The sequence below is a fragment of the Methylobacterium sp. GC_Met_2 genome (assembly GCF_026540795.1).
In the GTDB taxonomy this organism is placed as follows: Bacteria; Pseudomonadota; Alphaproteobacteria; order Rhizobiales; family Beijerinckiaceae; genus Methylobacterium.
Map to the genome: position 1 here is coordinate 36,199 of NZ_JALNUM010000036.1, position 13,091 is coordinate 49,289.

The following is a 13,091-nucleotide window of genomic DNA, read 5'->3' on the forward strand; positions in this document are numbered from 1 at the left end:
TTCGCGATGGCCCTCATCCGCAACGTCGATGGTCGGGCGTCCGAGGCGCTGCCCGGCTCCTGGCGGCTCGCAGTGACCCCGCCCGGCGCCTGCGCGGGGCCGGGTGATCTCGATGGCGTGGCCGGCTGGATCCCGGCCTCGGTTCCGGGGACCGCCGCCGCTTCCTTGCGCGCGGCCGGGCGCTGGTCGGAGACGGCGCCGACGCCGATCCATGACCAGGACGTCTGGTATCGCATGGACGTCTTCGGCCCTGGCCGGTACCGCCTGCGTTTCGAGGGCTTGGCGACGCTGGCCGAGATCTGGCTCGACGGCATCCCGGTCCTCACCACCCGCTCGATGTTCGAGCCATACGCGGTCGAGGTCGATCTCGCCGCACGATCCGACCTCGCGCTCTGTTTCCGGTCGCTGCGTGCGGAACTCGACCGTCCGGCCAAGCGCGGGCGCTGGCGGCCGCGGATGATCACGCCGGGGTCGCTGCGCCATGTGCGCACCAGCGCGCTCGGCTTCATGCCGGGCTGGTCCCCGGAGATCGACCATGTCGGGCCCTATCGGCCGATCACCATCGAAGCCGTGCACCCCGGCGCCGTATCGGCCGATCTCCGGGCGACCCGCGACGGCGAGACCGGTTGTCTGTTTGCCCGCCTGACCGTCGAGGGCATGGCCGAGGCGGTCACGCTCCGGTGCGACGGGCGCGAAACCACGCTCACCGAGACGGAGCCGGGCCTGTTCTCCGGCGAACTCGTGCTGCCGGAGGTCGTGCCCTGGTGGCCGCATACGCACGGCGCGCCGAACCTTCACGCGGTCTCCGCCTGCGTCGATGGAGCGACCGTCGATCTCGGCCGGGTGGGCTTCCGGTCGCTCTCGCTGACGCGGCCCTTCGCGGAGGGGCTTTCGCTCGCCGTCAACGGCGTGCCGGTCTTCTGCCGCGGCGCCCTCTGGACTCCGCCGGATCTCGTCGGCCTCGGCCCCGAGGGAACGCGAGCGCTGCTCACGCTGGCCCGCGAGGCCGGCATGAACATGCTGCGCGTGCCAGGCACGACGCTCTATCCGGCGACCGATTTCTTCGATCTCTGCGACGAACTCGGCATCCTGGTCTGGCAGGACCTGATGCTCGCCAATTTCGATTACCCGCACGACGATCCGGGCTTCTCGGCCACCCTGAACCAGGAGGTCACCGCCTTCCTCGACAGGACCCAGACGGCGCCGTCGCTCTGCATCCTGTGCGGTGGCAGCGAGGTCTGGCAGCAGGCCGCCATGCTGGGCGCGCCGCGCGCAATCTGGGCCGACGCTTTCTGCGAGGCAAAGCTGCCGACGCTGGCTGCAGGCCAGCGCCCCGACATCGTGGTCGTGCCGAACTCGCCCTCCGGCGGGGCCCTCCCCTTCGCGCCCCGCGGCGGCTGCACCCATTATTTCGGCGTCGGCGCCTATTGCCGGCCCCTCGACGATGCCCGCCGGGCCGAGGTCGGCTTCGCTAGCGAGTGCCTCGCCTTCGCCAACCCGCCCGAGCCCGGGACGCCGGGGCCTGCGGGTCCGTCGGATCCGGGCTGGGCCGCCGGCATTCCCCGCGACCGGGGCGCCGACTGGGATTTCGAGACCGTGCGCGACCATTATGTCGGCCACCTCTTCGGCGTCGATCCCGCTGCTCTGCGCGCCGACGATCCGGAGCGCTACCTCGATCTCGGCCGCGCGGCCGTGGCCGAGGTGATGGAGGCGACCTTCGCCGAGTGGCGCCGCCCGCATTCGCCGACCGCCGGCGGCCTCGTCCTGATGCTGCGCGACCTCGGGCCGGGTGCCGGCTGGGGCGTGATCGACTCGACACAGCGTCCCAAATCCGCCTGGTACGCGCTGAAGCGCGCCTTCCGCCCCGTACAGATCGTCATCACCGACGAAGGGCTGGACGGCCTGCACCTCCACGTCCTCAACGAGACCGCGGAGGCCCGTCGCCTGACGGTGACGCTGACGTTTTCCGATTCCAACGGCCGGGTTGCGGCCCGCGCCGAGCGAGCGGTGGCTGTCGGCGCCCGCGGGACGCTGACGCTCAGTTCGGCCGAGCTGCTCGGCCGCTTCTTCGACGCCACCGACAGCTACCGGTTCGGCCCCCGGGTCCACGACGTCGCCCATGCGCGCCTGATCGATGCGGACGGGCGCATGCTCGCCGAGGCGTTTCACCTTCCGGGGGCCCGCCCGAGCACGCAGGACGCCATCGGCCTCACCGCCGAGCCGGTGACGACGGAGGCGGGACCGGCCCTGAGGGTCGCCACCGAGCGGCTCGCGTTCGGCGTGCAGATTCGCGCCTCCGGCGCACGACCGACCGACAGCGGTTTCCATCTGGCGCCCGGAACGGCGCGGATCATCGCCTTCCCGGATTGTGCCCGGCTTCCCCGCGGAACCGTGCGGGCCATCAACGGCACCGAGAGCGTGGAGTTCGGCCATGACGCCTGAGGCCCGGCCCATGCCAGCCCCCTCCCCGGTTCGACACGATCCGGCGCCGGTGACCTTCGAAGGTCTGTTCGGCTGGTTCCATCCGGCGGCCGGGCGGCGTGGCGTGGTCCTCTGCGGCGCGTATGGATTCGAGCAGATGGCGGCCCATCGCCCCTGGCGGGCGCTGGCCGAGCAACTGGCCGAGGCGGGCTGCCCGACCCTGCGTTTCGACTATCCGGGCGAAGGCGATTCCGCCGATCCCGACGCGGCCGGCGTGGAGTCCTGCGTGGCCGCGATCCGGCAGGCCGTCCGGTATCTGCGCGAGACGGCCGGAATCGCCGAAATCGTGCTCGTGGGCCTCCGCCTGGGTGCGACCTTCGCGGCGCTCGCCGCGGAGGCCGAGCCCGTGGACCGTCTCGTCCTCCTGGCGCCCGTCGCCACAGGTCGCGCTTACCTGCGCGAGATGCGGCTCCGGGCCCAGACGATCGGGCGGCTGCCCGACGGATCGGCGCCACCCGCGGAGCCGGACAGCCTGACCGTCGGCGGCTTCCGCATGGAGGCGCCGTTTCAGGCCGCGCTTTCCGGGCTGAGCCTCACCCGGATCGCGTCGCCGCCCGCGCCCCACGTGCTGATCCTCGGCACCGATCCGGGGGCGCTGGCCGAGCACCTCAGCGCCGTCGGCTGCGCCGTCGAGACGGGGCCCTTCGCCGGCCTCGCGCATCTCGTGGGCGATCCGATCTTCGCGAAGGTTCCGGAAGCGGATTTCGCCCGCATCGCCGCCTTCGTAACCGAGGGGGCTGAGTCGGCGGCGACAAGCGCGACGGCCCCGCCTGCGGCGCGTCTCGCCGGCCCGGGCTGGACCGAGGAGGCAGTTCAGTTCGGGCAGGGCCTGTTCGGCATCGCCTGCGCGCCGGACAGGTCGGAGCCCGGTGCGCCGACCATCCTGTTCGTGTCCACCGGCATGACCGTGCGGTCGGGCTGGGGACGACAGACCACCCGGCTCGCCCGAAGGCTCGCCCGCGAGGGCATCGCCTCGTTCCGGTTCGACGTCGCCGGCATCGGCGACAGTGTCGGACGGCCGGACGGAAGCCGCCCGCTCTTTGCGCCGGACGGCTTCGCAGACGTCATCCAGGCGGTCGATCAGGTGGCCGGAGGCGGCCCGATCGTGCTCGCCGGCGGATGCAGCGGCGCCCACGCGGCCTTCCACGCGCTGTGCCGCGACCCGCGGATCGACGGGGCGCTCCTGATCAATCTCTACTGCTTCGACTGGGATCCGGAGCAGAGCATCGACAGCGTCATCCGCCAGACCTACGGCAGCGCCTCGACCTACGCGACGCTCCTGAAGCAGGGCGATACCTGGCGCCGGCTGATCCGCGGCCAGATCCGGGTCCGGGCGATCGGCGGCGTCCTGGCCCGCCGCGGTGTCGACGCAGCGCTGCGGCGGATCCGCCGGGCGTTCGGTCCGCGGATCCCCGGGGGATCGGTCGCGCGCCGCCTTACCGCGCTCCGGCGCCGCGGTGCCGAAATCCGCCTGCTCTACAGCGCGGGCGATCCCGGCTTGGCCGCCTTGCACCGTCACATCGGCCGCAACCCCGACCGGGTCGCGCGGCGCCTCGGCGCGCCGGTGTCGATCGTGCCCGGGGCGGACCACAACCTCGGCTCCGCCGAGGCCCAGGCCGCCCTCGAACAGGCTTTGCGTGACCTCGTGCGCGCGACCCAGCGCAGTCCCGCGGCGACGGCGAAGCGGCCGGCGCCGACCGTTTCCGCATGGCTCCAGACCGTGACTGGGCGGGCATGAGCGACCTCACGCGCCGGTCAGCCCTGGCGCTCGCTGCGGGCGCCCTCGTGGCCGGCCGTGCCGAGGCGGCCGCGCCGCCGCATCGTTGTGAGGATCTGATCGATTCGATCGGCGTGAACGTCCATCTCGGCCATGGGGGCACGCCCTATGTGGCGCGTTTCGAGGCCTGCGCAGCCGCCCTCGATACCCTCGGCGTCCGGCACCTGCGCGACGATATCGTCCTCACCGGCGGTGAGCCGGCCGGCCAGTTCGCCCGCATCGCCGCCCTCGCCGGCCGCGGCTACCGCTTCAGCCTCGTCTTCTACGACGGTCTGACGCCGGGCCCCCGCGTGCCCCCGGACAAGTTCGCCGCCATCGCCCGCTGGGCCGGCGGCGGGCTCATCATCGCGGAGGGCGGCAACGAGCCGCCGATCGCCGGCCGGCGCGACCTTCCCGGTCTCTCGGCCGACCATCAGGCGGCCCTGTTCCGGGCGGTGCGGACGGACGCGCGCGACCCCGCCGTCCAGGTCGCCGGACCGAGCTACATCCAGGGCAACGTCGCGGCGGCGCAGAACCTCGCCGCGCTGGTCGATCTCGGCAACATCCACGCCTATCCGGGCGCCGAGCACCCGGAGACCGGCGGCGGCGGCAGCCTCGCCCGCTTCGTCGCGGCGGCCCGGCCGGTGTTCGGCTCGGCGCCGATGATCGCCACCGAGAACGGCTACCACACGGCGCTCGCAACCCGCAGCGCCCACCTGCCGGTCTCCGAGGGCATCCGGGCGCGCTATCTCCCCCGCCTGCTCCTGTGGAGCTACCTGCAGGGGGTGCGGCGGACCTACCTGTACGAGTTGATCGCCAGCTTCGATCACGGCGATGGCGATCCCGAGAGCCGCTTCGGCCTCCTGGCCTATGACGGACAGCCGACGCCTGCCTTCACGGCCGTGCGCAACCTCATCCGGCTGTTCGGCGGCCACGGCACTGCGGGCGCGCCTTATTCGGGCGACGTCGCCATCACTCAAGCCGGCGCGATGCCGGATCTGGTCTCGGCACGCTTCGTCCGGCGGGACGGGGCCCTGCTGGTGCCGCTCTGGCAAGGCATCGACGCTTGGGACCGGCGCAGCCTCGCCGCCCGCCCCGATGCGCCGCCGAAAGCGGTGGATTTCCTCCTCGCGCAGCAACCTCGGAGCGTGCGTCTGCATCGCTTCGCGGATGACGGCTCCGTCAGCGTGAGCGTGCTTTCCGCCGAGCGGCGTATGATGGTCCAGGTGACCGACCGGCTCGGCGTGCTGGAAATCACGTAGGCTCTCCCTACGGACAGATTTATCCGCGCCGCCGTCCTAGATTGCACGGATCGGGAAGCGGGATCACTGACGGGGATCGGTGTCCGGGGCGGAAGGCTTAGGCCGGCCGACGGATGTGAGCCCGATTTCTTGCCGCCCGCGCGGTCCCGCACGTGTCGTGGCCACCCTCGCAACTGGATCGACCGATGCTCGCCACGCTCTTCGACAAGCTCGTCGGCGCGACCCTGGTAGTCCTGAACCTGCTGGCCCCGGTCGAGGTTCACGTCGACACGAACCGTGCCTATGCGGCCGGAAGCGAGCATCAGGCCGACATCTACCGGCCGAACAGCTCGGTGCCGAGCCCGGTGCTGGTGTTCCTCTACGGTGGCGGGTGGCGCAGCGGCTCGAAGGCGGACGTCGCCTATGTCGGCGCGGCTTTCGCACGACGAGGCTTCGTCGTGGTCATCCCCGAATACCGCCATTTCCCGGCCGCCAGCTTGTCGGACATCCTGGCCGACAACGCCGCCGCGGTTGCCTGGGCGATCGGCCACGCTTCCGAATTCGGCGGCGATCCCCGCCGCGTCGTGGTGGCGGGCCATTCCTCCGGCGCGTGGGCGGCGGCCATGCTGGGTCTCGATGCGACGTGGCTGGAGCGGGCCGGGTCCAGTCCCGAGGACCTCGCCGGGATCGTCGGTTTGGCCGGACCCTACGCGACCTCGGCGCTGACCGATCCCCTGGACAAGCAGGTCTTTGCCGGGGCCGACCCCGCGATGCAGCCGATCAACCACGCCGTCGGCCGGCACCCGGCGCTGCTGCTGCTGAGCGGCGCGGAGGATCAGGACGTGCGGCCGACTGGGACCGTCGCGCTCGCGAACCGGTTGCAGGCCGGTGATGAGCCTCCGCAGACGCACATCTACCCCGGTCTCGGGCACGGTCAGATCGTCCGGTCGTTGAGCTTCCCGTTCAGCGTCCAGGCCCCGACCGCGGACGACGTCGCGCGGTTCGCCGCGGGAGCGCATACCGCACCATGACGCATCTTCAGATCGTATTCGCTTGGTTGCGCTCACCCAGCCTTTAGCGTGACGAACGTTTGCCACAGCTTGGCCGTTCTCATTCTGTGCAGCTGTGCTTTCGCCGTGGCAGCCCTCCCGCACCTGCCAAGGTACGGTGCGGGCGTCTCCTCGAGGCGCCCGCCATGCTGATCCCCGCGTTCACCCTCCGCCGCTGCCTGTTGCTCGGGCTCCTGCTCGTTTGCCTCGTCAAACTTGCGGACGACATCGCGCGGTATGAACTGCGACAGGCGGCCGGTGCAGTCACGCTGACCGCTGCCGCGATCGGTGCGGAACCCCGGGCCTTCGCCGACGAGTAGCCGCGCCGCCGACGCGGTCCGCCAGCGTCCTCAGTCGAATCGAGGCTGACGTCGAGGCTGACGTCCAGGTGCGCCGCGCCGCCGGGACGGCTCCGGCTCACCGATTTTGGCTCGTAGAAGCCGCTTGTGCGCAGGATTTTGAAGTTGATTGGCCGCGACGTGGCGCTCGGCTGCTGCACCCGAGTGGCTGACGGAACCCCGCTTCCGCGGTGATCGAGACAGATTGTCAGCGGAGTGATGCGCTGCCTTCGAAACAGCAGCAAGAAAATGGTCGGCGTGGCCGGGCTCGAACCGACGACCCCTTGTCCCGCAGTTTGGCCGTGACCGTTAAGATTTCACAACAATTTTGCCAACGGCCGGAATTGATGCAGATAGAAAATGCGGCGTTTTATGGCCCCGATGCAAACGCATCGCTTTGTTGTGTCCCTGGACTACCAGCGTTCCAAAGGCGGCGATATTTGCCTGCGGTAAGTTATGTCGCAATGAAGGGAATGCGACGCTGACCCTTAACTGCTACGGCGTAAGACACTGGTTTAAAAGGGCAGCTTCCGAATCAACTTAGCCGTGCCGAGAGCCATCGACCCCTCCCGAAAGCGGCTATTCGTTGGCCGTCCGGCAACTCGGGCTTGGGGTAGCGACCGGTTCTTGGCCTGCTGCCGGAAATCTGACGTCCGACATTCAGCTTAGGTCGACGATACGATCCATTCGCCCGAAAGCAGAGCCGGGAGGGCTTTGCAAAGCTGTGGCGGCTCCAGCCGCGCTTGCGCAGCCGACAGTGTCTGCTTCACGCCGGCCCGCAGAAGTCCCGGGCGCGGCGTACAGACCCATGGGTTACTCCTGTTCCAACAGGTTCGTGAAGTTGGCGACGATCCCGGGCATCCGGCTGCCGTTGCGGGACGAGACCGTCAAGCGGACGCGGTAGCGGGCGCCGTCCGCCCCCTCGACCGTCCGCTCGGAGGGCTGGTTCGCCGCCAACACCGTCGGGATCTCGTCCTGCAGCCACGCCAGGGGGATCGGCGCCGAGAAGTTGCGCAGGGACCGACCGACGTCGCCCGGCTGCAAGCCGAAGACCTGCGCCGCTGCTCTGGTGAACATGCGGATGTGAAGATCCGGCGTCAGGAGTACGCTGGCGACGTTCATGCCCTCGAACAGCGCGGCTTGGTCGTCGCTCAACTGATCGATGGCCTCGATCTTGGACGTGAGCTCGGAATTCACCGTCTGAAGCTCCTCGTTCAGCGATTGCGTCTCCTCCTTCGAAGCCTCAAGCTCCTCGTTGGCGGCCTGCATCTCCTCGTTGACGGAGTACAGCTCCTCGTTCGAGGATTTGAGCTCCTCCAGGGAGGTCTCGTATTCCTCGATCACGGCCTGGAGTCGCTCGCGTGTCACGCTCAATTCGCGCTCCAGGCCTTGGAGCGCCGTGTCCCGCTCGGTCGCCTCCAGGGCCTGCTGGCGTTCGTTCTCGGCGGGCGCGGCGGCCTCGTTGAACACGACCAGGAACAGCGGCTCGATCGCGCCGGGCGTGTTTAGCGGCTTGACCACCAGGGAGATCGACTGGAGACGGCCGTCCGGAAGCTCGACGCCGATGCCGTCGCGCACGACCAAGGTGTTGCCCTCGATCGCCTCGCGCAGGGCCGTCCTGAGATCCAGCCGAAGACCTTTACGCGCCATCGCGGCCAACTCCCGGGTCGGCTGGCCGGGCACGACCTCCAGATGATCGCCGATCCGCGACGAGTAGTGCACGGCCTCACCCGTCCGCGTCACGACCGCGTGGGGCGGCGTGTACTCGGACAGCATCTGCGTCTCGACCGCGTGCCGCAGGGCCGTGTGCGTCGTCACGTTACGTCGGTAAGGCTGGCCGGTGCTGGCGAAGATCGCCGTGTCCGGCCCGGACATCGGCGGCAGCCGGGCCGGGGGGATCGCGTCGCGGGCCTGGAAGATACGGTGCCGCTTGTCGATCGTCTCGAACAGGTCCTCGAACCGCGTCACGTTCTCGGCCATACCGATGAACAGGAAGCCGCGCGGGCGGAGGGCGTAGTGCAGCACCGGCATCAGCTGCTGCTGGGCTTCGACGCCGAGGTAGATCAGCAGGTTGCGGCAGGAGACGAGATCGAGGCGCGAGAATGGCGGATCGCGCAGCACGCTGTGCGGGGCGAAGGTGCATAGGTCGCGCACGGCCTTCGCGACCACGGCGCTGTCGCCCACGACGACGAAATGCCGGGCGATCCGCTCGGGCGAGACAGCGGACAGGTAGGCTCTCGGGTAGAGGCCGGTCCGGGCGACCGTGAGTGCGCGTTCGTCGATGTCGGTGGCGAAGATCTGCACGCGCGGCGGATCCGCCAGGGTGAGCATATGCTCGCGCAGGAGGATGGCCACGGAGTAGACCTCCTCGCCGGTCGAGCAGGCAGGCACCCAGATCCGCACGACATCGGTCGCCGCGCGCGCCTCAAGCAGCCTCGGGATGACCTGCGTAGCCAGCGCCTCGAAGGCGGCGGGGTCGCGGAAGAAGTTCGTCACGCCGATCAGCAGGTCCCGGAACAGCACCCCGACCTCGGCTGGGTCGGCACGCAGCAGCTTGAGGTAACCGCTCGGGCCGGTCGCGCCGACGATGCTGATGCGCCGCTGCAGCCGCCGAACGAAGGTGCTGGGCTTGTAGCCCGAGAAGTCGTGGCCGACCTGACGGCGGAGGATGGCGAAGATCTCGGTGAGCAGTTCGGCGTCGAGCTCCCGCGCGACCGCATCGGCCTGACCAGCCGATGCGCCGACGCCGGTCGCGGCGATGTGCGCGGCGATCCGGTCGCCCATCCGTTCGGCCATCTCGCCGAAATCGACGAAGCCGGTCCGCAGCGAGCTGAGCGGCATATCGGCGGTCTCGGGGCCGTCGCCATCCGCGGTCTGGGCCAGGGTCAGGCCGCCGTGCTCCTTGATCGCCTTGACGCCGATGGCGCCGTCTCCGTCGCCGCCGGACAGGATCACGCCGACCGCACGCTCGCCCTGGTCGAGAGCCAAGGCGGTCAGGAAGACGTCGATCGGCTTGGTCTCGCGGCGCATTAGCTCGAGCGGCGTCAACGTCAGCCGCCCGCCCGCGATGCCCATGACGAAACCGGACGGCATGACGTAGACGCGGCCCGGAAGGACCGGCACGCCGTCGGCGGCGGCCTCGACCTCAAGCGGCGTGAACCGCGCCAGCACGTCCGGGAGCATACTTTTGTGCTCCCGGCTGAGATGCGTGATGACGACGAAGGCGGCCCTGAGTGTCTCCGGGACCCCCCGGAAGAAGCTCCGCATTGCCTCGATGCCGCCCGCGGACGCGCCGATGCCGATGATCGGAAAGTGGTCCTGGTCCATCACCGCGTTCTGAGCCTTCGGATCGATGCCGCGCCGTTCGTCGGGTTCCAGCATCATGCGTTCTTGGCCTTGTCGAGGACGGCCGCGCGGATCAGCCGTCGTGCGTGGCCTCCTGCACGACGTAGGCGAGGCAGCGGGCCCGGGCCTCGGGGCTCTTCAGCCGTACAAATAGGCGCAGCAGCGCTACCACTTCGGCGGGATGATCCAGAGCCCCTACGGCGGTTTCAAGGTCCGATTTCCCGGTGGGGTAGGTCGTCAGGAAGGTCGCGACCGGGACGCCCAGCGTCCAGGCGATGCGCACCAGCGCACCGGGGTCGTCGTCCGGCGGATCGTCAACGTTCATCGTAGCTCTCCGCCAATCCCTGCGCCGCGGCGCTCAATGCACCGCGATCCCGCCCGCGCGCGGTCCGATCATTTCGGCGACGCGACGCCCGACATGATGGAGCACGTGGCCGAGCAGCAGGCGGGTCTGGGGGTCGTGCTCATTTTCCGCGGCTTCGTAAGCCTCGATGAGAGACGTCACCAGTTGTTCCGAGGGGCCGGGGTCGTCGCCAGATGTCGACGGCCCGGTGGCGGCTTGCTCGCGGGAGCGCCGCACGAGATCGCGCGAAACCTGGAGCGTCCGCCGCGTCTCCTCGGCCGCCGCACGCAACTCACGGGCAATCTCAAGGCACCGATCTGCGCGGGGGCGGTCCATCATGGGCACTCCAGGCTGCGCGGCTTCCCAACGCGCAGACGACTTCTGCGTGGTCGCTGGCACTGTGCTCTCAATTCCTGGGTGTATCAATCCAGATGCCAACCCGGTGGTAATTGAGAGGGCCAACCTGCAGCATTCGCCAAAATTCTGGTTTTTGGAATTTTGTATGGTTTGTACGGATTCAGGTCAGCGCGCTGAATTCTTAGAGTCTTCACCCAACGAGATCCCGGGAAGTGGATCCTCCGAATTTCTGCAAGGGTTGCGAGCGCGTGTCGCGACGACGTCCGCATTCATGCATTGCCGCCTGAAAGCGGATCGGCTGAAAACCACCCAAAGCGAACCAACTGAAGCTCCACGGCGTGGCCCTCACGTCCGCGCCACGATCAGCTTCCCCAGCTGCGTCATGTCGCCCGGAGTGCGCATCTCGAACTTCGTGATCCACGCCCTCCAGCCCACCAATGCCGCCCCTCCGGCACTACGGTGCCCTGGTCCTGGCCGCACGTGTCTACCACCGCCATCAGTGGCCCCAGCCCCTCTCAAGCACCGCCGGGATCGGCATCGACGTGGTCCGGCGCCCCCGGCCGGGGGCGCCGGTACAGCACCCGCGCCCCTTGCCGCAACGTGACTTCGTCGCGCGGATAGGCGTTCTTTATCGCCTCGAACGCGGCGACTGCGCCGTCGAGCGGGTAGATCACGCCGAGCCGCAGCTCGACCCGGCCGCGCGCGTCCCAGACCTCGAGCGCGAACGGCCGGCCCGGCGGGACCGGCGGCTCCAGGTCGGGCATCTTCGGCAGACGCAGCGTTGCGAGGCACTGGCTCTCGTACTTGCGCGCGACCGTGGCGCCCGGTTCGCGCTGGTGGCGGCAGGATGTGGTGAGAGCCCGCAGGAGATCGAGCATCGCGATCTCCGGCCCGAACCGGGCCATCAGGCCGTCCAGCCGGTAGCTGCCGTGGCGGCGGCAGGACGCGCAGTCGATCGCCAGCCGGTCGCCGGCGATGTCGCCCAGACGCTGGGACAGCGCGTCAACCATGCACGTAGCCCCGCGCGTAGCCGCGCGAGATCAGACGCCCCTGCCCGGCCGCGCGCCGCTCGGCCGCGTCGAGATCGGTCAGCGCATCCGTGATCGCCTGAACGAGCGCCGCGCGGGCATCGCCGTCGGCGGCCCGGAGATAGGCCGATGCGATCGCCTCGGCCTCCGATGAGCGGATCTCCACAAGCGAATCGTGCCGTTGGGCGTGCATCCGGTTCACAACCTCGACTAGAACGCATCGGGAACAAAGCGGACGGCGAGGCGTGGTTCAATGGCTGTTTCGGATCGCAGGGCGATTGCGGTGGGCGGCTGTGGAGAGGTTGGGAAAACGTCAATGCCGCGGAGGCTTTACCGCTTCCATTGCCTGGGTGGCGGTGACGCCGTGTTCGATCTGCAGGGTCGGTGGCTGTCGAGCATCCGCGAGGTCCGGCAGCACGCGGACCGGGTGGCGCTGGGTCTGATGACGGGGGTCGGCTGCCAGGATTGGACCGTGTGGACCGTGGACGTGCGCGATGCCGCAGGCCGGCCGGTGCTGTTTCGTGCGTTCACCGCCGTACGGGTGGACGGCCAGCGGGCGTAGGCAGCGGCATGGTGATGAAGACGGCGTTCGTGGTGCAGCCGTTCGAGCTGCACCGGAAGCGGCTGCGGCCGGCGCGGCAGGAGCCTGCACAGACGGAGAGCGGCGCGCTGAAAAAGGCCGAGAACCTCGCCAAGCGGATGCCCGGGGCCGCGGCGCTGAAGGTGGTGGCCGACGACGAGACCGGGGAGCTGGAGGGCGTCACGATCCTCGGCCAGTGGGGCGAGATCCCGGAGGATTTCGCGGAGAGCCTGCAGGGCGGCTGACGATCGCCCTGGACACGTGAGTGCCTTGCACGTGCACGCGTCCGCAATCGCCTGGCTCGACCTGCGGATTGCCACGAAGCGGCAGTACGCGGCCGAGGATGAGGCGGAGCGGCGGCGCGGATGAACGACCGCCTGAGATACTCGGCGCGGCCTCAGCGCCGAGCAGCCCGCGGCTATTCGGACAGATTTCGCTGGGACCAACTCGGTCGCCGTCGTGTTGTCCAGTTAGATACTCCTCGTTTTATATCGGTAGGACACAATGAACCGTACCATTTTGAAGGCTGCGACGATTGTTGGCGCTCTGGCCCTTCTCCCGGCCACAGCCGAT

12 protein-coding genes are annotated in these 13,091 nt (G+C 69.5%); 7 read left to right on the forward strand and 5 right to left on the reverse strand.

The genetic code is table 11. The features are described 5' to 3' along the window. The first annotated feature begins 6 nt into the window (after positions 1–6). The 5 genes from OXS49_RS14455 to OXS49_RS14475 all read left to right on the forward strand — a co-directional run bounded on the left by OXS49_RS14455 (position 7) and on the right by OXS49_RS14475 (position 6,847). Entirely contained in the window at positions 7–2,442 is a 2,436-nt protein-coding gene (locus OXS49_RS14455; RefSeq protein ID WP_267425136.1) for a glycoside hydrolase family 2 protein, read from the forward strand. A gap of 10 nt (positions 2,443–2,452) precedes the next feature. Further along, entirely contained in the window at positions 2,453–4,219 is a 1,767-nt protein-coding gene (locus OXS49_RS14460; RefSeq protein ID WP_267425138.1) for an alpha/beta fold hydrolase, read from the forward strand. Next, entirely contained in the window at positions 4,216–5,499 is a 1,284-nt protein-coding gene (locus OXS49_RS14465; protein WP_267425139.1) for a hypothetical protein, read from the forward strand. The genes OXS49_RS14460 and OXS49_RS14465 overlap by 4 nt, the downstream gene beginning before the upstream one ends. Before the next feature lie 185 nt (positions 5,500–5,684). Then, entirely contained in the window at positions 5,685–6,509 is an 825-nt protein-coding gene (locus OXS49_RS14470; RefSeq protein WP_244007929.1) for an alpha/beta hydrolase, read from the forward strand. A gap of 164 nt (positions 6,510–6,673) precedes the next feature. Then, complete coding sequence (locus tag OXS49_RS14475; RefSeq protein WP_244007927.1) at positions 6,674–6,847, forward strand: hypothetical protein; 174 nt, start codon at positions 6,674–6,676, stop codon at positions 6,845–6,847. A gap of 831 nt (positions 6,848–7,678) precedes the next feature. Here the strand turns inward: OXS49_RS14475 and OXS49_RS14480 are convergent. From OXS49_RS14480 to OXS49_RS14500, 5 genes are all read right to left on the reverse strand, one after another. Then, a complete protein-coding gene (locus tag OXS49_RS14480; RefSeq protein ID WP_267425144.1) occupies positions 7,679–10,249 on the reverse strand; it encodes a CheR family methyltransferase in 2,571 nt (856 codons plus the stop codon). Between the two features lie 34 nt (positions 10,250–10,283). After that, positions 10,284–10,535: a hypothetical protein gene (locus tag OXS49_RS14485; protein ID WP_244007923.1), complete on the reverse strand. Its 252-nt coding sequence runs from the start codon at positions 10,533–10,535 to the stop codon at positions 10,284–10,286. 33 nt (positions 10,536–10,568) lie between these two features. Next, the gene (locus tag OXS49_RS14490) at positions 10,569–10,892 is read right to left on the reverse strand and encodes a hypothetical protein (RefSeq protein ID WP_244007921.1); all 324 of its coding nucleotides are present in this window, start codon (positions 10,890–10,892) and stop codon (positions 10,569–10,571) included. A gap of 533 nt (positions 10,893–11,425) precedes the next feature. Further along, complete coding sequence (locus tag OXS49_RS14495) at positions 11,426–11,920, reverse strand: hypothetical protein (protein ID WP_244007920.1); 495 nt, start codon at positions 11,918–11,920, stop codon at positions 11,426–11,428. After that, positions 11,913–12,131 (reverse strand): hypothetical protein, encoded by a 219-nt coding sequence (locus OXS49_RS14500; RefSeq protein WP_244007918.1) that lies wholly within the window; start codon positions 12,129–12,131, stop codon positions 11,913–11,915. Before OXS49_RS14500 ends, OXS49_RS14495 begins: the two co-directional genes overlap by 8 nt. 123 nt (positions 12,132–12,254) lie before the next feature. Between OXS49_RS14500 and OXS49_RS14505 the strand changes: the two genes are divergently transcribed. Continuing rightward, positions 12,255–12,500, forward strand: coding sequence for a hypothetical protein (locus OXS49_RS14505; protein ID WP_244007916.1), 246 nt, complete (start codon positions 12,255–12,257; stop codon positions 12,498–12,500). An 8-nt stretch (positions 12,501–12,508) separates the two neighbouring features. Continuing rightward, entirely contained in the window at positions 12,509–12,763 is a 255-nt protein-coding gene (locus OXS49_RS14510) for a hypothetical protein (RefSeq protein ID WP_244007914.1), read from the forward strand. Positions 12,764–13,091 lie beyond the last annotated feature (328 nt).

Excerpts from the sequence above, each read along its gene's own strand:
- OXS49_RS14455 (WP_267425136.1), top strand. The coding sequence starts at position 7 with ATGGCCCTCATCCGCAACGTCGATGGTCGGGCGTCCGAGGCGCTGCCC.
- OXS49_RS14460 (WP_267425138.1), top strand. The coding sequence starts at position 2,453 with ATGCCAGCCCCCTCCCCGGTTCGACACGATCCGGCGCCGGTGACCTTC.
- OXS49_RS14465 (WP_267425139.1), top strand. The coding sequence starts at position 4,216 with ATGAGCGACCTCACGCGCCGGTCAGCCCTGGCGCTCGCTGCGGGCGCC.
- OXS49_RS14470 (WP_244007929.1), top strand. The coding sequence starts at position 5,685 with ATGCTCGCCACGCTCTTCGACAAGCTCGTCGGCGCGACCCTGGTAGTC.
- OXS49_RS14475 (WP_244007927.1), top strand. The coding sequence starts at position 6,674 with ATGCTGATCCCCGCGTTCACCCTCCGCCGCTGCCTGTTGCTCGGGCTC.
- OXS49_RS14480 (WP_267425144.1), bottom strand. The coding sequence starts at position 10,249 with ATGATGCTGGAACCCGACGAACGGCGCGGCATCGATCCGAAGGCTCAG.
- OXS49_RS14485 (WP_244007923.1), bottom strand. The coding sequence starts at position 10,535 with ATGAACGTTGACGATCCGCCGGACGACGACCCCGGTGCGCTGGTGCGC.
- OXS49_RS14490 (WP_244007921.1), bottom strand. The coding sequence starts at position 10,892 with ATGATGGACCGCCCCCGCGCAGATCGGTGCCTTGAGATTGCCCGTGAG.
- OXS49_RS14495 (WP_244007920.1), bottom strand. The coding sequence starts at position 11,920 with ATGGTTGACGCGCTGTCCCAGCGTCTGGGCGACATCGCCGGCGACCGG.
- OXS49_RS14500 (WP_244007918.1), bottom strand. The coding sequence starts at position 12,131 with ATGCACGCCCAACGGCACGATTCGCTTGTGGAGATCCGCTCATCGGAG.
- OXS49_RS14505 (WP_244007916.1), top strand. The coding sequence starts at position 12,255 with ATGCCGCGGAGGCTTTACCGCTTCCATTGCCTGGGTGGCGGTGACGCC.
- OXS49_RS14510 (WP_244007914.1), top strand. The coding sequence starts at position 12,509 with ATGGTGATGAAGACGGCGTTCGTGGTGCAGCCGTTCGAGCTGCACCGG.